The sequence below is a fragment of the Bifidobacterium sp. UTCIF-38 genome, assembly GCF_006454495.1.
GTDB classification, from domain to species: Bacteria; Actinomycetota; Actinomycetes; order Actinomycetales; family Bifidobacteriaceae; genus Bifidobacterium; species Bifidobacterium callitrichos.
This window is the reverse complement of record NZ_JFAL01000004.1, coordinates 87,853-111,623: the sequence shown is the minus strand read 5'-3', so window position 1 is coordinate 111,623 and position 23,771 is coordinate 87,853. Positions and strand designations below refer to the sequence as shown.

17 protein-coding genes are annotated in these 23,771 nt (G+C 63.7%); 5 read left to right on the top strand and 12 right to left on the bottom strand.

What is annotated here, in order from left to right; translation table 11 throughout:
- The first annotated feature begins 419 nt into the window (after positions 1 to 419).
- Positions 420 to 1,598 carry an ATP-binding protein gene (locus BW11_RS02215; RefSeq protein WP_140444592.1) on the top strand — a complete coding sequence of 393 codons (1,179 nt, stop codon included), beginning with the start codon at positions 420 to 422 and terminating at the stop codon, positions 1,596 to 1,598.
- A gap of 184 nt (positions 1,599 to 1,782) precedes the next feature.
- Here BW11_RS02215 and gltX read toward each other — a convergent pair whose 3' ends face one another.
- Positions 1,783 to 3,321, bottom strand: coding sequence for a glutamate--tRNA ligase (gene gltX / locus BW11_RS02210; RefSeq protein WP_375137620.1), 1,539 nt, complete (start codon positions 3,319 to 3,321; stop codon positions 1,783 to 1,785).
- A gap of 228 nt (positions 3,322 to 3,549) precedes the next feature.
- On the opposite strand from gltX, the gene BW11_RS02205 reads away from it, so the two are divergent.
- Positions 3,550 to 4,326 carry a DUF805 domain-containing protein gene (locus BW11_RS02205; protein WP_181162462.1) on the top strand — a complete coding sequence of 259 codons (777 nt, stop codon included), beginning with the start codon at positions 3,550 to 3,552 and terminating at the stop codon, positions 4,324 to 4,326.
- A 93-nt stretch (positions 4,327 to 4,419) separates the two neighbouring features.
- Here BW11_RS02205 and BW11_RS02200 read toward each other — a convergent pair whose 3' ends face one another.
- From BW11_RS02200 to BW11_RS02175, 6 genes are all read right to left on the bottom strand, one after another.
- On the bottom strand, positions 4,420 to 7,287 hold the full coding sequence (locus tag BW11_RS02200; protein ID WP_140444595.1) for a family 16 glycoside hydrolase: 2,868 nt from the start codon (positions 7,285 to 7,287) through the stop codon (positions 4,420 to 4,422).
- 186 nt (positions 7,288 to 7,473) lie between these two features.
- The gene (locus BW11_RS02195) at positions 7,474 to 8,292 is read right to left on the bottom strand and encodes a hypothetical protein (protein ID WP_140444596.1); all 819 of its coding nucleotides are present in this window, start codon (positions 8,290 to 8,292) and stop codon (positions 7,474 to 7,476) included.
- Position 8,293: 1 nt separating this feature from the next.
- Positions 8,294 to 9,154, bottom strand: a complete 861-nt coding sequence (locus BW11_RS02190) for a carbohydrate ABC transporter permease (protein ID WP_150383325.1) — start codon at positions 9,152 to 9,154, stop codon at positions 8,294 to 8,296.
- A gap of 1 nt (position 9,155) precedes the next feature.
- Positions 9,156 to 10,118, bottom strand: a complete 963-nt coding sequence (locus tag BW11_RS02185) for a carbohydrate ABC transporter permease (RefSeq protein ID WP_140444597.1) — start codon at positions 10,116 to 10,118, stop codon at positions 9,156 to 9,158.
- A 10-nt stretch (positions 10,119 to 10,128) separates the two neighbouring features.
- Positions 10,129 to 11,502 carry an ABC transporter substrate-binding protein gene (locus BW11_RS02180; protein ID WP_140444598.1) on the bottom strand — a complete coding sequence of 458 codons (1,374 nt, stop codon included), beginning with the start codon at positions 11,500 to 11,502 and terminating at the stop codon, positions 10,129 to 10,131.
- A 141-nt stretch (positions 11,503 to 11,643) separates the two neighbouring features.
- Positions 11,644 to 13,194, bottom strand: a complete 1,551-nt coding sequence (locus BW11_RS02175) for a glycoside hydrolase family 30 beta sandwich domain-containing protein (protein ID WP_140444599.1) — start codon at positions 13,192 to 13,194, stop codon at positions 11,644 to 11,646.
- Positions 13,195 to 13,497: 303 nt separating this feature from the next.
- Between BW11_RS02175 and BW11_RS02170 the strand changes: the two genes are divergently transcribed.
- Both BW11_RS02170 and BW11_RS11755 read left to right on the top strand, forming a co-directional pair.
- Positions 13,498 to 14,928, top strand: a complete 1,431-nt coding sequence (locus BW11_RS02170; protein ID WP_181162464.1) for an MFS transporter — start codon at positions 13,498 to 13,500, stop codon at positions 14,926 to 14,928.
- A gap of 147 nt (positions 14,929 to 15,075) precedes the next feature.
- Positions 15,076 to 15,207, top strand: coding sequence for a hypothetical protein (locus BW11_RS11755; protein WP_258184514.1), 132 nt, complete (start codon positions 15,076 to 15,078; stop codon positions 15,205 to 15,207).
- A gap of 5 nt (positions 15,208 to 15,212) precedes the next feature.
- Here BW11_RS11755 and BW11_RS02165 read toward each other — a convergent pair whose 3' ends face one another.
- The 5 genes from BW11_RS02165 to BW11_RS02145 all read right to left on the bottom strand — a co-directional run bounded on the left by BW11_RS02165 (position 15,213) and on the right by BW11_RS02145 (position 21,916).
- Entirely contained in the window at positions 15,213 to 16,592 is a 1,380-nt protein-coding gene (locus BW11_RS02165) for an ATP-binding protein (RefSeq protein ID WP_043165572.1), read from the bottom strand.
- Positions 16,593 to 16,835: 243 nt separating this feature from the next.
- Positions 16,836 to 18,179 (bottom strand): N-acetylglucosamine-6-phosphate deacetylase, encoded by a 1,344-nt coding sequence (locus tag BW11_RS02160; RefSeq protein WP_043165704.1) that lies wholly within the window; start codon positions 18,177 to 18,179, stop codon positions 16,836 to 16,838.
- A gap of 20 nt (positions 18,180 to 18,199) precedes the next feature.
- Positions 18,200 to 19,012 (bottom strand): glucosamine-6-phosphate deaminase, encoded by an 813-nt coding sequence (gene nagB, locus BW11_RS02155; protein ID WP_140444601.1) that lies wholly within the window; start codon positions 19,010 to 19,012, stop codon positions 18,200 to 18,202.
- A 178-nt stretch (positions 19,013 to 19,190) separates the two neighbouring features.
- Complete coding sequence (locus tag BW11_RS02150; RefSeq protein WP_043165577.1) at positions 19,191 to 20,189, bottom strand: AEC family transporter; 999 nt, start codon at positions 20,187 to 20,189, stop codon at positions 19,191 to 19,193.
- Between the two features lie 167 nt (positions 20,190 to 20,356).
- Positions 20,357 to 21,916 carry a glycoside hydrolase family 30 beta sandwich domain-containing protein gene (locus tag BW11_RS02145; protein WP_107041924.1) on the bottom strand — a complete coding sequence of 520 codons (1,560 nt, stop codon included), beginning with the start codon at positions 21,914 to 21,916 and terminating at the stop codon, positions 20,357 to 20,359.
- Positions 21,917 to 22,208: 292 nt separating this feature from the next.
- On the opposite strand from BW11_RS02145, the gene BW11_RS02140 reads away from it, so the two are divergent.
- The gene (locus tag BW11_RS02140; RefSeq protein ID WP_140444602.1) at positions 22,209 to 23,462 is read left to right on the top strand and encodes a substrate-binding domain-containing protein; all 1,254 of its coding nucleotides are present in this window, start codon (positions 22,209 to 22,211) and stop codon (positions 23,460 to 23,462) included.
- Positions 23,463 to 23,771 lie beyond the last annotated feature (309 nt).

Genomic DNA, 23,771 nt, shown 5'->3' with positions numbered 1-23,771 from the left:
CCCCCAACCGGATTTGAACCGGTGTTGGCGCCGTGAGAGGGCGTAGTCCTAGACCGCTAGACGATGGGGGCATATTCAGTTTTCACCGGCTGCGAGGCGAACCCGCCGCGCAACGAAAAGTTAATTTACGGGAAAGTCAAGCATCAAGCAAATCACGGCGTGTCGCACACGGACGCGTGCGGTCGCACATGGTCGCGCACACATCCAAAGACGTTACCGCAATCCCTGAACCCTAAGCCGCAGGACACCTCAAGGCAGCACATCAAAAACACCAATCAGCAGAAGGCCTTACGCGGCCCTACTGATGAATCATCAACGACTCTACTGATGAATTATCACAAGTCCTACTGACGAATTATCATGAGTTCTACTAATGAATTATCAATAACTCTACTGACGAATCTGCAATCGAGGCACCGATGATCCCACGGACGATCACCAACGAACTCTCCGCCATGCTGTCCTGGTTTCCGGTCGTTTCGATAACCGGACCACGGCAAAGCGGTAAGTCGACGCTCATCAGGAACGTTTTACCCGATTACGAATACGTCAATCTCGAAGACAAGACCACCCGCGCCAGCGCCACGGATGACCCTGTTGGTTTCATCCGATCACGCGGCGATAAACTCATCATCGACGAAGCACAGTACGCTCCGGACCTGTTCTCCCAGATTCAGGTCGAAGCCGACGCGCGCGGCACCATGGGGCAATACGTACTGTCCGGATCACAGAACTTCCTGATGGAGAAGCGTATCGGCCAATCGCTTGCCGGCCGCGTAGGCATGCTACGTCTACTGCCGCTGTCCTACACGGAGGCCAGACAATCAGACCCCGACCTCACCGTGGATGAATTCATGTTTCGGGGAGGATACCCTCACCTGTACGACGTGCCGATGCCCACCGGCATCTACTTCCGCGACTACACGGCCACCTACATCAGCCGGGATGTGGCGGAATATCTTGATGTGCGCAACGTCACCGACTTCAATGTCTTCCTGCGCCTGTGCGCGGAGAACGCGGGGAGCCTGCTCAATCTCAGCGGGTTGGCCCGTGATGCGGGTATCACATTCAACACCGCCAAGGAATGGCTCTCCATTCTGGAGAAAAGCTTCATCGTCTTTCGTCTGCAGCCGTATTCGACGAATACGCGCAAACGACTCGTCAAAACGCCGAAGCTGTACTTCCATGACAGCGGACTACTTAACTATCTGCTGGGATTCCGCTCATCCGATGAATTGCTTGATTCTCCCAAACGCGGTGACGTATTCGAAAACCTTGTTGTGGTTGAGACTGCGAAACGCTATCTCAACCACAACGAGGAGGGCAATCTGCGCTTCTACCGGGATACGGCTCAAGCGGAGATCGATCTGATGGACGTCACCCAGCGAAGCGCTCCCCGACTCATCGAGATCAAGTCGGGGATGACTCCACGATCGGATTTCTTCAAACACCTCACCAAAGTCAGGGAAGAGCTTAACGTGCCTGTCGACCGCAGAACGATCATCTACCGAGGCACGGAAAGTTTTAACTCCGCGAACGGCCGGTACATATCCATCGAAGATTATCTCCGAGACGAACCGGAAATCGTCATACCATAAGAAAGGCGATAGAGCCGCACCCTGAGTACACATAGCAAGGGCGCCCGCCGACCAGTACAGCAGTACATGACGGCGGGCGCCCTCTTATTGTTATTGCGCGCGATTGAGCAGGATCAGACGTGACCAGCCGACGGCAAGGCACCGGTCGGCCACGCGACGATCACGGCAGAACCGCATACCGCGATCACAGGTGCGCGCGAAGGCCCTTCAAACGAGCGATCGTCAGGTCGCGGCCGATGATCTCCATCGACTCGAACAGCGGCGGGCTCACGCGGCGGCCGGACATAGCCACGCGCACCGGACCGAAGGCGAGACGCGGCTTGTAGCCGCCGTCCTCCACGAGGGCCTTGTTGAGCGTCTCGTGCAGGGTGTCGGTCTTCCAATCGGCCTCGTCAACACCCTCCAACGCGGCGATCGCAAGATCGAGCACCGCACCGGCGGAGTCCTTGAGCTGCTTACGCGCATCGTCGGTCGGCTCGAGGTACTCATCGGTGGACAGCAGGGAGCCGACCATGCCGGCGACCTCGCCAAGCAGTCGCACGCGGGTCTGGACGAGCGGCGCGGCGGCGGTGAGGATCGTCTTCTCACGGTCCGTGAGCGCATCCCAGTTGTCCGCGGAGACGACGCCGTCACGGTTGAGGTACGGCACGGAACGGTTGAGGAAGTCCTGCGGCTCGAGCATGCGCACATGCTCGGCGTTGATGGAGATCGCCTTGTCGAGGTCGAAGCGGGCCGGGTTGGCCTTGACGTCGCGCACGTCGAACTTCTCGATCATCTCGTCCATCGAGAACACGTCACGGTCCGGAGCGATGGACCAGCCGAGCAGGGCGAGGTAGTTGAGCAGGCCCTCGCGGATGAAGCCGGCGTCGCGGTGGTTGAACAGGTTGGACTCCGGATCGCGCTTGGAGAGCTTCTTGTTGCCCTGGCCCATCACGTACGGCATGTGGCCGAACAGCGGGGTGGTCTTGGCGATGCCCAGCTCCTTGAGGTAGCGGTAGAGCACGATCTGACGCGGGGTGGAGCTCAGCAGGTCCTCGCCACGCAGGACGACGTTGATGTTCATCATCGCGTCGTCGACCGGGTTGGTCAGCGTGTACAGGGCGTCGCCGTTCGGGCGGACGATCACGTAGTCCGGTACGGAGCCGGCCTTGAACTCGATGGTGCCGCGGATGAGATCGTCGAAGGCGATGTCCTCGTCGGGCATGCGGATGCGCAGCGCGGGCTTGCGGCCCTCGGCGCGGAAGGCGGCCTTCTGCTCCTCGGTCAGATCGCGATCGTAGCCGTCGTAGCCGAACTCGGCCGGGCGGCCGGCGGCGAGGTTACGCTCCTTGATCTCCTCCGGCGTGGAGAAGGACTCGTAGGCGTAGCCGGCCTCGAGCAGCCTGGCGGCAACGTCCTTGTAGATCTCGGTGCGCTCGGACTGACGGTACGGGCCGTCCGGGCCGCCGACCTCGATGCCCTCATCCCAGTCGATGCCCAGCCAACGCAGGGATTCGAGGATCTGGTTGTAGCTCTCCTCGCTATCGCGCGCGGCGTCGGTGTCCTCGATGCGGAACACGAGCTTGCCGCCGGTGGCGCGCGCCTCGGCCCAGTTGAACAGGGCGGTGCGGATCATGCCGACGTGAGGGGTGCCGGTCGGGGACGGGCAGAAACGGACACGAACGTCCTTGGGGAGTTCGGGCTTATGGTTTTTCGCATTTTCAGCTTCAGTCATAGGTTCCATTCTGCCGCGCAAGCGGGACGTGGAACGGGAACGTTCACGGGGATCGCGGCGTTCGCTCATCCACCGGATTATCCACCGATCTCACATGGCAGACAGCGCCGATTGCCCGGCGCCGAGCAGGCTGGAACAATGGCGAGCGCGGAAGGTCGTGCCGGGCACAGCGTGGTGACCGGCACGGCTGAAGCATCTCCACCCAACCATCACCCAATCACAGATAAGGAAGCTTCCATGACCAACCCATTCACCCACGATCCCGCGGGGATTCCCGAGCCGGACGGCAATGCGGGCGACAATGCGAACGGCATGCCGCCGTCGTACCCTCCCCACGGCACGCAGACGAATCCATACGGCATTCCCAACTACAGCAATCCCAACGATTCCGGCGGGTTCAACACCAATCGGACGTACCAAGATGGGTCGAGAGGGGGATCACGAACAGAATACGACCCGAACGGCGCCGGCGCCAGAGCCGGCACCAACGCTCCCCCGCTGCACCAGCCGTACTACGGCTGCCCGCCGCAGGAGGCTTTCGTGCGATTCTTCAAGAAGTACGTGACGGTCTCGGGCCGTGCCTCGCGCAGCGAGTACTGGTGGTGGACGCTGATCGCGTTCGGCATCGCCCTGGCGCTGCGATTCCTCGCCAATGCGACCGATGGCGCTCTCGGCATCCTCGGCACGATCTGGGCGCTGGGCACGCTGGTTCCCGGGTTCGCAATCGCGATACGTCGACTGCATGACTCCAATCGTCCGGGATGGCTGGTCGTCACGCCATACGCACTGGGGTTCGGCGGCGCGATCATCATCCTCATCGGTGCCGCGAGCGCGCTGTCCGGAGCGATCGGCGCACTCGGTTCCGGCGGCTCCGGCGGGCATGTGGCGGCCGGCGTGGGAGGCGGCATCGCGTTCCTTGTCGGCATCGTCGTGGCCCTTGCCGGAGTCGTCGTCAACATCGTGCTGATGCTGGCGCCGAGCAGGCCGGAGGGTGCGCGGTTCGACGCCGTATGATGTGACGCTCAACGTCGCGCGTGCCACACAACGCGATATCTCACGGAAATCGCATTGTGTGGCAAATTCGTACCGTTCCTCAGCCGCCGACGCTCAGCGAGCAATCGCGCCGATCAAGCCCAGCGCGTCGAGCGCGAAGCCGGTCGGGCCGACGGCGGCGGTGCGGAAGACGACCGTGTGCTCGCCGTATGCGAGGTCACGAAGGCGGAACTGGCAGCGCAGCGAACCGTTCGTCGCATGAACCGGCGCGGCCGCACGCACCTGGACGCCATCGACGAAGACATCCAGTCGAGCCGAGCCGTCGGACGGGCCGAACAGGTCGATTCCGGTGCCGGTGAACGTCAGCGCGACCGACGCCCCGGCCACGGCGGCACGGGAGATCGTGCGCATGTAGGTGAACATGCCCTGGCCGTTGTCGTGCGTCCACGGACCGCTGTAGCGCAGGATCTCGGCACCGTCGTCCCACGAGCGCATGTGCATGTCGTCGATGAGCTGGTCGTAGTACGGCGCGCAGCCGGGCACGCGCTCGACGCGCAGGTTGGAGAATCGCACGTGATCGAAGCTGGTGCCGAGGTTGACGCGGCCCGCCGACTGCAGCGAGGCGTCGGACCACGTGGCGACCTGCGCGCCGTTGACGAACACGGTGGCGGTGTCGCCGGCGACGCGCAGCGTGATCGTGTTCCACGAGCCGGCGCCCGGCGCGAACGGCGTGGTGCCGGCTTCGGCGGCGCGCTTGCGCAGATCCTCGAGGTGACCGCGGCGCACCTCGTTGCCGAAGTTGCGCAGCAGCCAGATGCCGTCGGCGCGGATCTTGAAGTCGACGCCGCAGATGTCGGTGGTGAACTTGTTGCCACCCATCTCGCGCGCTCCGACGACCACGTACGGCGAACGGCCCGGGTAGTCCTCGAACTTCACGTCGACGGACACCTGGTAGTCGGTCCAGCGCATGTCGCCGAGCGCGGTGCGCGGCTCGCCTTCGATCCACGCGTTGCCGGCGTGGTTCCAGTCGATCTGCTGACGCAGCACATGGCCGCGCTCCGGATCGGGGACGATCTCGAACGCGCCGTTGGTGTCGGTGGTGTAGCGCGCGGTCGCGCCGGCCTGCCCGCCTCGCGACTCGAGATAGTCCTCACGGGCGAGCGCGTCGAACTTGTATACGTCGACCGGCTGTTCGCCCTCGTAGCGGAAGTCGTCGGCGTAGAGAACACCGTGCTCGGGATCGACGTCGAGGACCGGGCGCGCGTTCTCGGCGGTGTGCGGCAGGTCGTACTCGTAGCCGGGCTTCGGCGTGTAGCGGCCTTCGTCGGTCCGGCCGGAACGGTCGGCGGTGTCGTCGGGCGCGGGGGCGAAGGTGTCGAGCGTGGTCGCGGTGATGATGCTCCACGGTTCGACGGTCAGCGTGTAGGAGACGGTGGAGTCGGCGGAACCGGAAGCCCCCGCCGCGGGAACCCCAGAGGTCTCGTCGGGGTAGGCCGGCGGCACGATGGTGAGCGGACGGCGGTAGTTCGCATCGTACGCCTCGCCGGACTCGGGATCGCAGGCCTTGGTGACCCAGATCTGCAGCGGCTTGCCGAACGCCTTGAGCGCGGAATCGGCGGTGATGACGTAGGTCTTCGGGCGCGCGGAGTCGTTGACGATGATGGTGCTGAAGTCCTTGCCGTCCGGCGAGGCGAGCGTGAGGTAGGAGGGTTCGCCGTGGCGGGCGCCGGCGACGGGGTTGTTGCCGCCGACCTCGCTGCCGGATGCGGACGGGATGGCGCGCCAGATGCCGTCGACTTCGGTGCCGTCGTGCAGACGGGTGAAGCCGAGCCTGGCGAACCTGGTGAAGTGCTCGAGGACGGCGCAGCCGGCGTCGTAGTACATCCAGCCGCTCCACGGGTCGCGTGCGGAGATGAGCTCCTTGGAGGCGTATTCCATGTTCTCGTAGCACGAGCCGATGGCCGGCTGGTAGATCGCGTGCGTGCGACGCGATTCGACGAAGCCCTTGATCAGGGTGTTGGCCATTTCGAGGGCGCTGCCGGATCCGCCGATGCCGGTGCCGGTGCGCTCGCCGAGGCCGTCGTCCATCGTGTTGTTCGGGCGATCGGCGGAGTTCGAGAACGTGGCCTGCGCCTCGGAGTTCCAGACCTCCTTGTCGAATTCGTCGGCGAGACGCGTGAAGCTGCCGTCCCGATCGTCCTCGACGGAGTAGTGGTAGGAGGCCACGTCCATCGCGTCCATGTATGCGGGGTTGGCGATCACGTCGCCGCCGAAGGTGCCGGTGACCTCCTCGTCGGAGGTGATGACCTTGATCGCGTGGAACAGGCTGCGTTCCTCGTCGCTCGCGAAGCCGGCGTTCGGATCGTCGGGGCCATTGCCGATGAAGCCCTCCTCGTCGGTGCGGACGCGATGCGCGAAGTCGGCGACCCAGTCGAGGTCGGCGGTGCGCTCGTTGACATCCGGGTTGACCGAGTCGATCATGAAGCCGTATTCGCGGTAGGCGGCGAGGATCGTGTTCTTGTACCACTTGTAGACGTCCTCGTTGGAGTGGACCCAGGTGGGGACCATCCAGCGCAGGATGCTCACGTGCACGTCCGGCTGGTAGCGCCGGGCGTCGGCGGCGAGCTGGAAGCCCGGCTCGCGGCGCACCTGCGGGTATTCGTCGGACTCGCGCATCGTGGCGACGTTCGGGCCGGTGGAGTTGTTACGGTCGTTGCCCATCTCGACCTTGACGGTGTTCATGAGCGGGTGATCGCCGGCGAACAGGGTCTTCACGAGCGTCCAGTACGCATCGGGGCTTTCGGCCTTGTAGTCCATGAGGAGGCTGGAGGTGGCGTTGCCGGACAGGAGCCCGAAGCCCTTGTAGGGCAGACCGTTGCGGTTCCTCGCGGCGGCTGCGACGTCCTTCGCGTCGATGGCAATGTGGACGGTCTGCGGCCATGCGCCGGCGGTCGTGGCGGCTCCCGCGGTCATGTCAACCATGATGTTCTCTTTTCTGATCAATGATCACAGACAACTTTGTGCATGATCAATCATAAGTGATTATGAGTGTTCACACCGCTCAAACGCCGAAAAACCGACATGGTGGGGCCCATAGGATTACACGCAACAGCATGCAGCCACGCTCGCAGTCACACACCTCGGCCGCACACGCCGCCTACACGCCTCTCAGTCGTACAGCGCGATCAGGTTGCGGTCGCGACTCTCGCGCGCCATCGCAAGGGCGAGCGGACGCGACTGCCAGCGCACGCCAGCCCACAGGACGAACGCGAGCACGCCGGTGGCGCATACCCCGACGAGGATCGGGCTATGCGCCAGTCCCCATGCGTACACGCCGAGGCAGGCGACGTTGACGACGAGCATGACGAAGCGACGGACGCTCAGGAGGTACCCGTTGCGCAGCAGCGAGCGCCACTTCGCCTTCGGGAACTCGACGACGAGATTCAAGGCGATGAGCTCGGCCTCCACGCTGATCACGGCGACGACAGCCATCGCGGGGACGAGCAGTTGGCCCCAGGCAACCTGCATGAGCAGTTGGGCGTCGTAGAGCGCGAGGAACTCGATCACCCCGAACGTCAGGCCGACGGCGAGCGCACGGGGCGCGACGCGGCGGTATGCGGCGAAATACGGTCGGAATACGGCCACGGAGACGTCGGACGGCACGTAGGGCGCGGCGATCCAGTCGGGCAGACCCGTTGCCTTCGCCAGCGCCTCCATCGCACTCCTGCGCGACGAGGTGAGGAATACCGGGTGGTCGCGGAACATCGCGAAGGACGCGGCCACGCCGGGCGCACTCAGGGCGCCGGCGAACAGGAACAGCGGATAAGCGCCCCCGGCACCCGGCACGAGTACCAGAGCCAGCACCAGCGGCAGGCATCCGAGCAGCGTCAGCAGCGACATGGCGAGCAGCAGGTACACCACGTTCGCCACCGTCAGGAACGTGTTGGACGAGAAACGCGGTCGTTTCGCGGACGAGGAGAACTCCATGTCAGCCCTTCATGCCGCTGGTGGCGATGCCTTCGATGAACTGGCGCTGGCCGATGAGGAAGACGACGAGGATCGGCAGCACGGAAAGCACCGAACCGGTCATGATCATCGAGTAGTCGGCATCGTACTGGGAGATGAAGGTCTTCAGGCCCAGCTGGATCGTGTACAGGTCGGGCGAGCGCAGGTAGAGCAGCGGTCCCATGTAGTCGTTCCACGTATTCGTGAACGTGATGATCGCAAGCGCGGCGATCGACGAACCGGACAGCGGCAGGATGATGCGCCGGTAGATGCCGAACTCGCTCAGACCGTCCAATCGGGCAGCCTCGGAGAGCGAGTCGGGGATCGTGTCGTAGAACTGCTTCATCATGAACACGCCGAACGCGCCGAACGCCTGCAGCAGGATGATCGACCATCGGGTGTCGTTGAGCCCCACGATCGAGAGCATCTTGAACTGCGGGATCATGTACGCCTGCCACGGCACGGCCATCGTGGCCACGTAGATGAGGAACAGGGTGTTGCGACCGGGGAAGTTGATCTTCGAGAAGCCGTACGCGGCGAACGAGCCGGTGAACACCTGCAGGAACGTGACGACGACCGCGAAGAACACGGTGTTGCCGAGCCAGCCGAGCATGTCGGCCTTGAGCCAGATCTGCGCGTAGTGCTCGAAGTGCCAGGTCTCGGGCAGCCAGCGCACCGGGACCATGTAGATCTCGTTGTTGTTCTTGAGCGACGCGAGCACCATCCACACGAACGGCAGCACGACGAACACGCTGATGGCGATCATCACCGCGTAGCCGAGGATCATGCCGACGATGCGGCCAAGGGAGGGGCGATGGTCGTTCATCGGGATGTCGGAACCCATCTCACTTCTCCTTCGCGTTGTTGTACCAGAACTGCACGAGCGTGACCGCCAGGCAGATGAAGAACAGGGCCAGCGACACGGTGGACGCGTAGCCGAAGTCGGCGCGTTCGAACGCCACGCGGTACACGTACTGCGCGAGCACGAGCGTGGAGGTGCCGGGACCGCCGTTGGTCATGACGAGCGTCAGGTCGAGGATCTTCAGCGACGTGATGGTCAGGGTCACGGTCACGAAGAACAGGGTCGGGCGCATGCACGGCACGGTGACATGCCAGAAGCGCTGCCACGCGTTGGCACCGTCCATCTTCGCCGCCTCGTAGAGCTCGGCGGGGATGGTCTGGAGTCCTGCGAGCAGGAGGATCATGAAGTATCCGACCTCACGCCATGTGCCGACGATGATGACGGCGGGCATCGCCCACTGTGTGCTGGAGAGCCATCCGGGCACGTTGTCGGCGCCGACGAATAGGGCGAGGAACTGGTTGATGATGCCGGCCTTCGGGTCGAACATCATGCTCCACACCTGCGCTACGGCGACGATCGCGGTGACGTATGGGAAGAACGCGACCGTGCGGAAGAACGCGCGACCCTTGAGCTTCGAGTTCAGGAGCACCGCGAGCCCGAAGGCGAGCGCGAGCGTGAGCGGGATGTGTACGACCGCGTAGTAAAGCGTGTTGACGAGCGCGTCCCAGAAGTTCTCGTCGGTGAAGAGTCGGCGCCAGTTCCACACGCCGTTGAACTGCGGATCGCCCAAGGCGCTCCATTTGGTGAACGACGTGTAGAACAGCGTGACGACGGGGATCAGGATCAGCAGGAAGAAGCCGATGAAGTTCGGCGCGATGAAGATGAGTCCGTTGCGCAGGTTGCGGTTGCGCAGCTTGTTGACGTGATTCGAGTTGTCGCGTACGTTCCGCACCTCGCGTGCGGAGCCATCCGCCACCTCACGAGTGCGATTGCGATGCTCGTTCATGATTCCACCCTCACTTCCCCTGGTCCTTCGGCAGCAGGCCGGTGTTGGCGATCGCGTGCTCGGCCTTGGCGAGCGCGTCGTCGACGGACTTCGTTTCGGACAGGATCGAGGACTGGGCCATGTTGAGCTCGTCCTGGATGACCTGCGTGGCCTCGCCGACCGGATTCTCCTGCTTGATGACCGACTTGCGGATCACCTCGCGCGACTGTTCGTCGGTGGGTAGGCCGTCCTTGGCGAAGAACGCGTCGAGCGCCTTGTCCGAGGTGTAGGCGGGCACCGAACCGGTCCTGGCGGTGACTTCGGCGCCCTCCTCGCCCGCGGCCCAGGCGACGAACTCCTTGGCGGCCTTCATCTTGGCGGACGGCGAGTTCGCGGAGACCGCGAAGCCGGTCGGGTCGCCGTAGGTGACCGGATGCTCGATCGTCGAGTCGCTCAGCTGCGGCAGGGCGGCGACGCCCCAGTCGAACTTGTTGGCCTCGCCGCTGTTCTGCTGGTCGGCGAGCGGGCCCATGAACCATGTGCCCATCGGCAGCAGCGCGGCCTTCTCGGTGCCGAACTGCGACTGGTAGGTGGTCTTCGAGGCGGAGACGGTGTTGTACGAGAGGGTCAGGCCCTCGTGCTGCATGTCGAGGAACAGCTTGTACATCGGCTTCAGGTACGAGTAGTCGCCGGAGAAGAACAGGTCGTTCTGGCCTTCGATGCCGGTGCCCTTGGACTGCTGGGCGAGTGCGATGGCCTGCGGGATCGCTTGGAACGAGGTGTGGTGGTAGGTCGGGTAGGCGTCCTTGTATCCGGCCGCGGGCAGCTTCCTCTTGAGCTGGCGGCACACGGACAGGTAGTCGTCCCACGTCCATGTGCCGTCCGGCGCGTCGACGCCGGCGGCGTCAAGCATCGTCCGGTTGTAGTACAGGACGGTCGCGTCGACGCGGTACGGCAGCGCGTAGGTCTTCCCGTCGATGACGTAGTCCTTGGCGACGGCGAGGTTGTCGTTGTCGGCGTACTGCGCCGCGACGTCGCTCAGATCGGCGAGTGCGCCCGGCGAAGCGTACGTGTAGTACATCTTCAGGTTCTTCATCGGGAAGACGTCCGGTGCCTTGCCGGCGGACAGATCGGCGATCAGCTGTTTGTCGTAGTCGTCGGCACTGTATTCCTTGACGTCGATGTGGACGTTCGGATGCGTCTTCTCGTATGCGTCGGCCAGCGCCTGGAACTCCGGGCGTGTGGACAGGGTCCAGCCGGCCATGCTGATGGTGACGCTCCCATCGGGATTACGCCCATCGGCATCGACCGAACCGGACCCGCATGCGGTCAGCGTCAGGCCGATCGCACATACCACCGCCATGGAAACCAGACACCGCAGCCGTGACGCTTTCCTCCTCAACATGGCAAATCTCTCTCCTTCCAGCAGCTTTGCCGTGATTGGAATTGAAGTCAACGGAAAAGGCCGACGTCGCCGTCGGCCGTATCTGGGGCCTATGGTCCGTTTTCAGTTGTTTCAGTTAATTATCGTTCGAAGTCCTTCAGCTCAGAACAGCGTCTCGTCGTGGTCGTCGGCGGGGTGGGGCGTGTAGGTGATCTCGAACTCGTCGTCGGCCGGGGCGTCGGTGGTGTTGAATGCGCCGGCGTTGGACTTGTGCAGGCTCACGGTGCCGTAGGCGAGGACGGTGACCTTCTGCCAGCGGGCGCCCTCGCCGTTGATCTCGACGGCCGCCTCGATGTCCTTGGCGGTCGGGTTGTAGAGGATGGCGGCCAGATCACCGTTGTCGGCGACGAAGGCGACGGAGCCAAGTCCGCCGTGACGGCCGTCGCGCGTGTAGTTGGACGAGGCGACGCGGTGGGAGCCGACCTTCACGTCCTGGCCGAAGTTGCGCAGCATGAAGTATTCGAGGTTGCGCTTGACCTTGCCGGTGGCCGAGTCGATGGTGATCACGCCGCGGCGGCCGGAGGTGCCGGCGTAGCTCGGGAATCCCTGCTCGTCGAGCGCCATGTTCCACAGGTTGATCAGGCCCATGCCGTTGCGCACGAGCCAGGTGCCGATCTCACCGAACATGACGTGGCTGGCCTCGTCGACGGTCTCGTCGAGCATGCAACGGCGTTCGGTCATCGCGACCTTCCAGTTCGGGAACTGGCGGGCGCCGTTGTGGATCCACTCGGGCAGGCCGGAGTAGGTGTGGAAGGCGACGCCGGCGAAGGCGGACGCCTGGGCCGGGGTCATGTATTCGCTCACCGGACGCTGGTAGAAGCGCAGGGAGTCGTCGCCGAAGTAGATCTCGACGTCCGGGAACGAGCGGTCGAGGGCCGGACGCAGGTATTCGGAGCCCCACTTGGCGAGCTCCTCGGGGGTCCACACGGTGATCGGCCACGGGCAGCCGTTGCTCGGCTCGTTCTGCATGGTCACGGAGGTGATGTGGATGCCGTACTTGGCGTACGCGGCGATGAACTTGACGAAGTACTGCGCGTACACGTAGTCGATGGTGTCCTGGTAGCGGTAGCCGTTGCCGACGTATTCGCCAAGACGCAGGCGGCCGGCGCCGGAGAGCACGCCGGAGGTCTTCATCCATGCCGGGGCGGACCACGGGGAGGCCATGATCTTGACGGCCGGGTTGATCCTGACGATCTCCTGCAGGACCGGGATCACGTTCTTGAGGTCGCGGGTGGCGTCCGGAGCGCCCGGCTCGCCCTCGCCGATGGAGAAGTACTGCAGGGAGGCGTCAGCGGCGACGCCTTCGGGCAGGTCGTCGTAGGAGTAGTACTTCTGGCTGGAGAAGTCGCACGAGCCGATGGAGATGCGCACGGAGGAGAAGCCGCCCTGCTCGGGGCTGAACATCTCCTCGAGGATGGCGTGGCGCTGCTCGGGGCTCATCGAGTTCATGAACAGGGAGGCGGAGGAGTCGGTGATCGCGGCGCCGACGCCCTCCCACATCTGATAGCGGCGGGTCGGGTCGATGATGACCGGAACGGCGTCGCCGTGATCACTTTCGATCACCGGCGTGTCGATTTCGGCGCGACGATCGGCGAGATCACCCGTCGTGCGGGTCCAGCGCTCATGCGCAAACGGATTGAGAAACTCGGTCATACTGACCACTCCTTCGTGCTACCGGCAGGCTACTGGCGCAAGCGATTCCGCCTGTCCAATCGACCTCGCCATGTGGCTTCCTTGTATTTTCCGTACGTGCTCAGTATATACGCGACACGCACGTCATAACTTTTTCAATCTTTTTTTGTCAGTTTTGATCACGTCGTGATTATTTGTGCTATAGTCATGCACGTAACAACCCGACGGAGCAAGGAAGTTCGAGACGCACCGAAGCCGTCGGGCTGCGCGGAGTGCAGAAGAACACCACACACCGCGAGCATTAGGGAATATGAAAGGAACATCATGACGGCTGCAACCGCTGATGCCGCGACCGGCAAGGTCGTGGAAAACCCGCCGTTCAAGAAGACCGAGCCTATGGCCTACGCCATGGGCGACATCGGCAACGGCTTCTACTTCCAGCTGGTCACCAACTACGCGATGATCTACATGACCGACGCCCTGGGCATCAACCCGCTCATCGCCGGCTGGATCATCTTCGCAGGCAAGCTCATCTCCGCCTTCACCGATTTCGGCACCGGCGTGTGGGCCGATAACGCCCCGCTTCGCAAGGACGGCCGCTACCACTGGTTCGTGCGCAACCTGCGCTACCCGCTGATGGCAATCATCATCCTGACCTTCCTGCCGTTCGTCTCCAGCTGGGCCCTGCCGGCGCGAATCACGTACATCACCGTGATCTACATCCTCGGCGTGGCCTTCTACTCCTCCACCTCCGCCCCGTACGGCTCCTTCGCCTCCGTCTCGACCCCGGTCGTCAAGCACCGTGACGAGATGGCCGCGGGCCGTGGCTTCGGTTCGACCGCCGGCGGCATCATCGTGACCTTCATCCTGCCGCTCGTGATGTACACCACCGTCGACGGCAAGAAGATCCTCAACGGCCCGGTCCTGATCTGGGTCGCCATCATCTTCGCCGCCCTGCTGTGGATCTGCTACGAGATCACCCTGCGCGGCACCGTCGAGCGCATCCGCGTCGAGAAGGGCACCAACGAGCACGTCCCGCTGTTCAAGTCCATCAAGTACATGTTCTCCAACCGCGCCATGGTGGCCCTGATGCTTGCCGCCCTGCTGCTCATCTTCGCTCAGATGTTCGCCGGCGCCGTGAACTCCTACCTGTACAAGGACTACTTCAACAACACCGCCGCCTTGGCCATCCTCGCCGTGCAGAACGTGCCGGTCCTGATCGTCGCCCCGTTCGTCCCGGCCATCTGCGACAAGTACGGCAAGAAGCTCGTCTGCGGCATCCTGCTGGTCTTCACCACCGTGGTCTACGTCGCGATGTTCTTCCTGCACATCACCAACCCGTACGTGTTCGTCGCCTTCTCCATCGTCGCGATCTTCGGCAACGGCGTCTTCGGCCTGATGGTCTGGAGCTTCATCACCGACATCATCGACGACATCCAGGTCAAGACCCACACCCGTGAGGACGGCACTGTGTACACCGGCTACATGTTCGCCCGCAAGATCGGCCAGGCCCTCTCCGGCCTGCTGCCGGGCATCGTGCTCGCCGCCACCGGCTACGTGACCGCCACCTCCGGCCAGGCGATCACCCAGTCCGCCGACACCCTGAACAACATCTACGCGGTCGCCACGCTGGCCCCGGCCATCGGCAACGGTCTGATCGCCATCATCCTGCTCTTCTTCTACCCGCTGTCCGGCGAGATCTCCAAGAAGAACGCCGCCGAGCTCGCCGCCCGCCGCGCCGCAGGTGAGATGTGATCTGATCCCCGGTCGCTGACCGATCCGCGGATTCCGCCCCGATATAAGAGCTCCCGGCCACAGACTGCAAGCTGTGGCCGGGAGCTCTTATATATGATATGATCGTTAATGATCAATATTGTTCATTGTTACTTCAAGGAAGTCGTCATGCTTGATTTCGCCGCACTGATGCCCGCCGCTTTCACCAACGATCCGAAGCACCTCATCACCATCGTCGTCGTGGCCCTCGTCGTCACCATCGCCAGCTTCGTCGTCAACCAGTTCACCAAGCGCCGCTGACGAGGTCAGCGTAGGCCCCACTGCCCCAGAAACCACTTCCATGCCGGAATCTGATGGATGACACGGCCATCCCGTTTCCAATCGATCTCCTTGCCATCAGCGACGATGATGGTGCCTGTCTCGATATCCCGCTCCGACATCAGCTCCCATAACGCACGGGTCTCACGTTCGGCCGTGGCCGGATCATCCATGTTCATGGTGACCTGATACAGGTCGTATCCATCATGCTCAAGCATGTCGCCCACCACGAAATCCACTTCGTATCCATGGGTTTCGGTACGGCACGACGATATGCCGTCCCTGCGGAACCCGAGACTGCGCCGCCTGAGTTCGAGGTACACGGCGTTCTCCAGCCGCTGCCCGTCATCACGCATGCCGGCCGCGCTCGCCGCCGCGACCAAGCCGGGATCTATCGCGTATATCTTCGGCATCGAGGTGGTCCTCTCGCTCAGCGACAGGGAGAACTCCCTCACACGGAAAAACAGGTAGGCGTCCTCGAAGTATTCCAGAAGATCACCCAGCATCGCCCGACTGGTCATCAGCCCCGCCGATCTCAGCTCGTTCTCGATCTTGCGGACGGACAACTGTCTGCCGACGACCCCCATCACACGGCGAGCCATCATGGACGCCACGCGTGGCCGACCGATGTCATGGCGCTCGACCACGTCTCGTGACACCACCCGCTGCACATATGACTGCAACAGGGCAATCCGCTGCGGCGCGGGAAGATCCAATGTCGCAGGAAACCCGCCATGTTCCAGATACGTCCGGAATTCGTTCGACAACACCACACGCTCCGCGGTGGAATACCCTTCCCGCGGGTCACGGGACAACACGTCCCCATCCACACCGCCCCCAGCGAGGAGAACCTCGCGGAACGAATACGGCAGCAGTTCGAAATCCAAGGCACGCCCACGAAACTCCGTCGAGATCTCCTTGGACAGCATCTTCGAGGACGAACCGGTGACGTATATCGTGGCCCTGACGGTGTCGACCACACGCCGCAGCCACTTGCCCCAGTCGGACATCTCCTGCAGCTCGTCGAAGAACAGATACATGCCGTCCTTCATCGCCTCCGGGTGCATTGAATAGAACGTCTCCAGCACTTCGTCACCGGTTTCCGGAGTGACGTTCCCCAGACGGTCGTCCTCGAAGTTGATGTAGCATATGCGATTCCAGCCGATGCCCATATCGCGCAGCGTCTCGATCTCCTGGAACAGGCGGTAGCTCTTGCCACTCCGACGCATGCCCACGATCACCTTGACCAGGTTGCCCACCTTCGGCGGCAACGGCCTGCCCAGATCCAGATCGCGCGGTGTGATGGGTTGATAATCCTCGATGCGGAAGTTCCTCAGCTTCTCCTCGATGACGGGGTTCCCGGCCATTGCACATGCCCCCTTTGCCAGACTGATGCATTATTGGCAACTTCATCATACCAATAACATGAAAACTGGTAAAGGGAAATTACCAATTTAACGTTCGACCCGCTCGGGTTCCTCATGAAGACGCATCCCACGACAGTGCAGAGAGCGGCACCGATATGGGGCGCGTGCCGGAGAGGATCCGGCACGCGCCCCATATGTGCAATTCGAACTTGCCGACAGCCGCCGATTGGAGGCTATCGAAGGTCACCTGAGGCTGCGGCCGGCACACCAGACGTGGGCGACGGCCCAGGAGGCGGGGTCGAGCAGGTTGAAGTCGGCGGCGAAGCCGGGGGCGACGAAGCCCAGAGGCGCTCCGGTGACCGGGTTCGGCCGCTCGAAGCCGAACGCGCGGGCCGGGGTCAGCGTGGCCGCCTCGACCGCGTCAGCCGGGTCGAAACCGAGTTCCAGAACGGCCCGTTGTACTGCGACCTCGAGCGTCAGCGTGGAGCCGGCGATCGCGCCGTTGGAGACCAGTCGCGCATGTCCGTCGACGACGTTCACATCCAGCTCGCCGAGCTTGTACGCACCGTCCGGGCACCCGGTGGCGGCCATCGAGTCGGTGACGAACGCGATGCGATGAGGCGCGAACCCGAAGCCCAGACGCACCATCGGATCCTGCACATGGAAGCCGTCGTTGATGAGCTCGATCGTGACGCGCGGATCCTCCACGGCCGCCGGGATCGGCCCCGGCTCGCGGTGATGCAGCCCGTTCATCGCGTTGAACATGTGCGTCATGATGCCCGCACCCGCGTCGAAGCCGGCCTTCGCGGTCGCATAGTCGGCGTCGCAATGGCCGACGGCCGGCACGACGCCCGCGGCGCGGAACCGGCGGATCGCGTCGAGCCCGTGCTCGTATTCCGGCGCGATCGTGATCTGACGGATGCAGCCGAGCCGCCCGACGCCCGCGTGACGGCCGGCACGGGTGGCAGCGGCACCGGACACCCCCGACGCCTCGAGCATCTCGTCGACCAGATCCGGCGTCGGATCCTTCAAACAGTTCGGATCGTGCGCGCCTTTACGCTTCAGCGCCAGGAACGGCCCCTCCAGATGGCATCCGAGGATGTCGGGGCGGCCGGACGCCATCTTCTCGCGCACGGTGCGGATGTTGCGGCAGATCACGTCCATCGGATTGGTGATCAGCGAGAGCACCTGACGCGTCGTGCCGTGCACCGCATGGCCCGCGCGCGCCACGTCGATCCCCTCCGGACCGTCGTCGAACGACTTCTCCCATGCGCCATGCGCGTGGATGTCGACGTATCCGGGCGTGAGGATCCGCCCATCCGCGTCGATGACCGACTCCCGCGATGCCGGGTCGATGCCGACCGTACGGCAGGCGTGCTCGAACTCCTCCTCACCGGACCCGTTCGCTCCGGCCTGCCCGGCGGCGACGATCACGCCGCGCGCGTCGGAGACAACCCAATAGTTGTCACGCACGCCGCCGGCGTCGACCTTGCGCGCACCCCGGATCGCGACCGGACGCGCCTCACCCTCCAGCGCAGCGGTCACGTTCGCGACGATCTCCTGCCTGCTCCCAGACTTGGCTGTCATGGACTTGGCTGTCATGGCGATCAGATCCCCTGCCAGGCGGGCTTGTGCGCGAAGGCGTAGCGATAGTAGTCCTTATGACGCAGACGCGAGGCGGCCTCCTCGTCGACGATGATCGTCGCATGCGGGTGCAGCTGCAGCGCGGACGCCGGGCAGAACGCGGAGACGCCGCCCTCGACGGTCTCCTCGATCGCCTCGGCCTTGCCGGAGCCGAACGCGAGCAGCACGAGGTGACGGGCCTTGAGCACCGTGCCGATGCCCTGCGTGATGCAGTGGGTCGGCACCTTATTGATGTCGTCGTCGAAGAAGCGCGCGTTGTCGATGCGCGTCTGCTCGGCGAGCGTCTTGACGCGCGTGCCGGAGGCGAGCGATGAGCCCGGCTCGTTGAAGCCGATGTGCCCGTCGGTGCCGATGCCGAGGATCTGCACGTCGATGCCGCCCGCGGCCTCGATCGCCGCGTCGTAGGCCGGGCCGGCCGCGGCGATCCTCTCGCCGTCCTCGAGCGGGGCGCCGTCCAGCACGTCGCCGGGCACGTGCACCTTGGCCGGGTCGAGGCCCAAGGGCTCGACGACCGTGCAATGGATGGTCGAGTGGTAGGACTGCGGGTGATCGAGCGGCAGGCCGAGGTACTCGTCGAGCGCGAAGCCGCGCACCTGCGATACGTCGATCGACTCGTCATGCACGATTGTGGCGAGCGCCTGATAGGCGGCCAGCGGGCTCGATCCGGTGGCGAGTCCCAGCACCGCGTCGGGCTTGGCCTTGATGAGGTCCGCGACCGCGCGGCCGTAGATCTGGCCAGCCTCCTCCTCGTTCCTCACGATGATCACTTCAGCCATGATGTCTATCTCCTTAGCACTTTGATGTCCAGTGGTTTTCGTCATATGGTTCGTCATTGAATAGGGCGACAACACCCATTCTAGGTGTCATCGCCCTATTTATGCAAACTATCTTAACTTTATGAGCGCCGGGTTTCGCGCCGAATCCCCTCGCAACCTCATCGACGGGCGAACACGGCTACAGCACGGCGTTGGCGACGGCCATGGCGGCAACTCCGGTCAAGCCCATCGAGGTCAGGCAGAAGCCGGACAGGCGCGCGTTGCCAAGGACCTTGTCAGTGAAGATCGCGGAGAAGATGCCGGCCGGGGCGAAGCAGATGAACACGACGGCCTTGCGGGTCATCGCGTCAAACGGCAACAGATGCCACGCGGCGAACGCGAACAGCAGCCCGAAACCGAACCGGCAGACGAGGATCATCAGCGCGTCGGCCACGTCGCGGCGGGAGCCGGGCAGATCCATCATCATGCCGATCATCAGCATCGAGCACAGGGTGTTGCCGCCGGAGATCGGGGCGAGGAAGTCGGCCACCGGCATCGGCGGCTTCACGCCGGCGATCATGAGGACCGTCATCACCATGTAGACGTCGAACGGCACGGATGTGACGAAGTTGCGCACGATGGTGCGCGCGAAGGCGCGACGCTCGAGCCGACGCGCGTCGGGGTCGTCGGATCGCGGGGTCGCACGCGGCACGACGGTCGCGCGCGGATCGGAACCGACCTGCTTGGCGAGCGGGCGGGACGAGTCGATGTTGAGCAGGGCGGCGGTGGTCACGTAGTTGCCGGCGGACATCATGATGGAGTTGCCGACGTCGAACATGATGGCAGGCAGCGCGGCGGCCGGGCCGATGAAGGTGGTGAGGATCGGCAGCGTGAAGTTGCCGACGTTGAACCCGGCTCCGTTGAGCATCAGGAACGCGCGGCGCGCGACCGGCATGCGACGGGAGACGACGAACATCGTCACGAGCGGGATCGTGGCGCAGATCAGGCCGAACGCGGAGATCCACAGCAGTCCCAGATCGTGGCGCCCGGTGGCGAACGAGGAGACGATGGCGGCAGGCAGGGTGATGTTGAGCACCACCTTCTGCAGCACCTTGTAGTTGTCGGGCCCGAACAGCCCGATGCGCTTCAACGCGTATCCGATGAGAATGATGGCCAGAATCTTGGCGACGGCGAGCATGACGGCCCCTTCGGCTCGGAAATCGGACGACGATACGGCTCGATACGACTGGAGAGAACGACTACCGGAAAGCATGACAAGGGGCGATCCCCGCCGGATCAGCAGCGGGAGTCGCCCCTTGTCATGCAAACATGTGAGAAGTGGAGAAGTAGGTCAGATGCGTCCGATCACTCGTCGTGACCCCAGACACGGACCTTGCCCGGAGCGACGTCGCCGAGCAGGTGGGTCGGCGCCGGGTTGAGCTCGAACTCGCCGTCGGCCGGGACCTCGGACTTGTTGAGCTCGCCGTTGCCCTTGTGGACGGTGACCGTACCCCAAGCCGGGACGGTGACCTTCTGCCACTTGTTGCCCTCTCCGGAGATGGTGAAGGCGGCCTCGAGCGGCTCGCCGGTCGGGTTGTAGATGTGGGCCGCGACGTCGCCGTTCGGGGCGAGGAAGGCCACGGAGCCCAGACCGCCGGACCAGCCGTCGGGGGTGTAGTTGGAGGAGCGGACGACCACGGAGCCGGGCTCGACATCCTGGCCGAAGGCGCGCAGCATGAAGTACTCGAGGTTGCGGATGACCTCACCGGTCTCGTGCTGGATGGTCACGACACCGCGGCGGCCGGTCGCGCCGACCTGGTTCGGAAGGCCACGCTCGTCGAGCGCGAGGTTCCACAGGGCGATGAAGGACTCGCCGGTGCGCACCAACCAGTTGCCGATGATGCCGGACATGATGTGGGCGGCGTCCTCCGGGGTCTCCTCGATCATGCAACGACGCTCGGTCATGCCGAACAGCCAGTGGCTGTAGGAGCGGTTGGCGTTGAAGACGTTGGAGTACGGGCCCTCGTAGGTGTGGAAGGTCAGGCCGTCGACGGAGGCGGCCTCCTCCGGGGTGACGATGTCACGCACCGGCCACTGCAGGTTGTGCATGGAGTCGTCGTTGATGAAGATGCGCATCTCCGGGTAGAACTCGTTGAACGCCGGACGCAGGAAGTTGTGGGCGAATTCGGCCTGCTGCTTGAGGGTCCACATCATGGCCGGCCACTTCGGAGCGTTGGACGGCTCGTTCTGGACGCTGACACCCCAGATCGGGATGCCGAGCTTCTCCATCTCCTGAACGTACTTGACGAAGTAGCGGGCGTAGGTGCCCTCGAAGGAGTCGTGCATCGGGTCGAAGCCGTTGCCGGTCCACTCGTTGAAGCGCAGGTGGCCGCCCTGGCACAGGTGGCCGGTGTTCTTCATCCACGCCGGGGCGGACCACGGGGAGGCGATGATCTTGATGGACGGGTTGATCTTCAGGATCTCGAGCAGCACCGGGATGATGTACTTGAAGTCCTTGGTGGCGTCCGGGGCGCCCGGCTCGCCGGTGCCGAGGGAGAACTTGGAGAGCACGTTGTCGTGCTCGCCGAAGGGCAGATCATCGTAGGTGTAGTACGGCTGCGCGGCCGGCTCGCAGGAGCCCAGCGGGATGCGCAGGACGGAGAAGCCGCCCTTGTCCGGGTTGAAGCAGTCGTCCAGGAAGGCGTGACGCTGCTCGGCGTTCATCGAACCCCAGATCAGGGAGGCGGCCGCGTCGGTCAGGGCGGCGCCGGCGCCGAGCCACGGCTGCTTGCGATCGGCCAGATCGACGACGATCTTGGCGGCGTCGCCCGGGTCGGTGACGACCTCGGGGGCGGCGAGGGTTTCGCGACGCTGCTTGAGATCGCCGGAGGTGACGGTCCAGAATTCGTTGCTGTACTTGCTCATGTTGGTCCTTAGCTGTGTGTGCCTGTACACCATTCGGGCCCCCGCCACGTCTCCGTGACCGGTTCCCGTTGACAGTTCATACCATAGCACTTTCAATCTGTTTTGATCAAGTGCAATCATGCTTGTTCAGCGTGTCGCGGAGAGAATTGCCCGTTTCGCCCTTTTCTCATGGGTTTCGCGTACGATGAGAACATTAATGATCACGAATGTGCATTGAGGCATATGCGGTACATATGGCATCATCGCACATTCCGTCCACACCATAGGAAGCGAAGAAGTCAGAGAGCAGATCATGGCAGACATCATCAGCACCAGCGACATCACCGCCGTCAACGGCGCCGACGCATCGACCTCGGATACCGGCACGGCCACGGGTACGAGTACGGGAACGAGCGCAGCGAAGCGCGACTACCTGCCCGCCGAACGCCAGAACATGATCCTCAATCTGCTCACTCGCCAGAGCGTGGCCACCGTGGCCGAACTCGCCAAGATGCTCGACACCACCGAGATCACCGTGCGCCGCGACCTGACCGTGCTGAGCAAGGCCGGACTGCTCAAGCGCATCCGCGGCGGCGCGATGTCCGTCAGCAGCTCCGCCAGCGCCAATGGCAGGCCCTCCATCGCCGACATCGCCACAAGCGCGCTCTCCGAACGCACTCCCTCCGGCGGCATCGCCATCAAGCCGGTGCCACACAGCCTCGAACTCGGCAACGACCAGCCGGCCATCGGCGTGATGCTGCCCGAGCCGAGCTTCTTCTGGCCCGGAGTCATCGAACAGATGCGCAAAATCACCTCACGTCTGGGGCTGCGCATCATCACGCGCGAGACCGCGTACGACGTCGACGCGCATGAGGACGAGATCCTCGCCGACATGATCCAGGACCCCACCATCTGCGGCCTGATCGTGGCCCCCAGCGTCCACTCATACGGCAAGCGCACATGGGACTGGCTCGCCACCTGCGAGATGCCGACCGTCGTGATCGAACGCGATCTGCCATTATTGTGCGAGCATTTCGTCGACTCCGTAAGGACCAACCACCCGTACGGCGTGCGCAAGGCCGCCGTCCACTTCATCGAGCACGGTCATCGGTTCGTGGGAGCGGCCTTCACCGACACCCCGACCTCCGCGATGATCCAGGAGGGCTGGCGTGACGTCATCGAGTCCACCGACGAGATCCAGTGCCCGTTCGTCTTCGAAGGTATCCAGCCGTACGACACCAAGGGCGTCAACGGCATCGTCGACAAGATCCTGCTGTCAGGGGTCACGGCGATGCTCGTCCACTCCGATTATCTGGCGATCGCCATCGCGCAGACACTGGAGCGCCGAGGCAAGCGCGTGCCCGACGACCTGTCGATGATCTCGGTCGACGGCTTCGCGACGCCGAGCTCCCGCCCACTGACCGTCCTGCGCTCCTCGGACAAGGATCTCGCCGAGGCCGCGATTCGCACGCTGCTCGAGCGTATCCAGGACCCGGACCGCGCTACCAGGCACGTCCTCGTCGACCCGAACCTCATCGACCGAGGCTCCGTCATCGACGTGGAATAGGACCGCACCCGTGGGCACCCACAACGGGGAACCCACAACGGTCATAAGTACCCACCGTAGACGTCAACGTACGTTCCCCCGGGTATTCCTCATGGGCTTCCGGCGGAACGTACGCCTATCAAGTCCCAACGTACGGTCATCCGGAAAGTCAACGAAAAGGTCCGGAGGAACGTACGCTTATCAGGTCCCAACGTACGGCTGTTCGGAAAGTCATGGGAAATACCCGGAGGAACGTACGCTCAGGTCTGCAGCCGGCGTGTGGGGCCACGGCCACGCGGGGGCACGACCACACAGGGATAAACCACGGTA

Coding starts and splice junctions, on each gene's coding strand:
- gltX (WP_375137620.1), bottom strand. CDS start 3,321: ATGGAACCTATGACTGAAGCTGAAAATGCGAAAAACCATAAGCCCGAA.
- BW11_RS02205 (WP_181162462.1), top strand. CDS start 3,550: ATGACCAACCCATTCACCCACGATCCCGCGGGGATTCCCGAGCCGGAC.
- BW11_RS02195 (WP_140444596.1), bottom strand. CDS start 8,292: ATGGAGTTCTCCTCGTCCGCGAAACGACCGCGTTTCTCGTCCAACACG.
- BW11_RS02190 (WP_150383325.1), bottom strand. CDS start 9,154: ATGGGTTCCGACATCCCGATGAACGACCATCGCCCCTCCCTTGGCCGC.
- BW11_RS02185 (WP_140444597.1), bottom strand. CDS start 10,118: ATGAACGAGCATCGCAATCGCACTCGTGAGGTGGCGGATGGCTCCGCA.
- BW11_RS02160 (WP_043165704.1), bottom strand. CDS start 18,179: ATGACAGCCAAGTCTGGGAGCAGGCAGGAGATCGTCGCGAACGTGACC.
- nagB (WP_140444601.1), bottom strand. CDS start 19,012: ATGGCTGAAGTGATCATCGTGAGGAACGAGGAGGAGGCTGGCCAGATC.
- BW11_RS02165 (WP_043165572.1), bottom strand. CDS start 16,592: ATGGCCGGGAACCCCGTCATCGAGGAGAAGCTGAGGAACTTCCGCATC.
- BW11_RS02180 (WP_140444598.1), bottom strand. CDS start 11,502: ATGTTGAGGAGGAAAGCGTCACGGCTGCGGTGTCTGGTTTCCATGGCG.
- BW11_RS02175 (WP_140444599.1), bottom strand. CDS start 13,194: ATGACCGAGTTTCTCAATCCGTTTGCGCATGAGCGCTGGACCCGCACG.
- BW11_RS02215 (WP_140444592.1), top strand. CDS start 420: ATGATCCCACGGACGATCACCAACGAACTCTCCGCCATGCTGTCCTGG.
- BW11_RS02140 (WP_140444602.1), top strand. CDS start 22,209: ATGGCAGACATCATCAGCACCAGCGACATCACCGCCGTCAACGGCGCC.
- BW11_RS02145 (WP_107041924.1), bottom strand. CDS start 21,916: ATGAGCAAGTACAGCAACGAATTCTGGACCGTCACCTCCGGCGATCTC.
- BW11_RS11755 (WP_258184514.1), top strand. CDS start 15,076: ATGCTTGATTTCGCCGCACTGATGCCCGCCGCTTTCACCAACGATCCG.
- BW11_RS02150 (WP_043165577.1), bottom strand. CDS start 20,189: ATGCTCGCCGTCGCCAAGATTCTGGCCATCATTCTCATCGGATACGCG.
- BW11_RS02200 (WP_140444595.1), bottom strand. CDS start 7,287: ATGGTTGACATGACCGCGGGAGCCGCCACGACCGCCGGCGCATGGCCG.
- BW11_RS02170 (WP_181162464.1), top strand. CDS start 13,498: ATGACGGCTGCAACCGCTGATGCCGCGACCGGCAAGGTCGTGGAAAAC.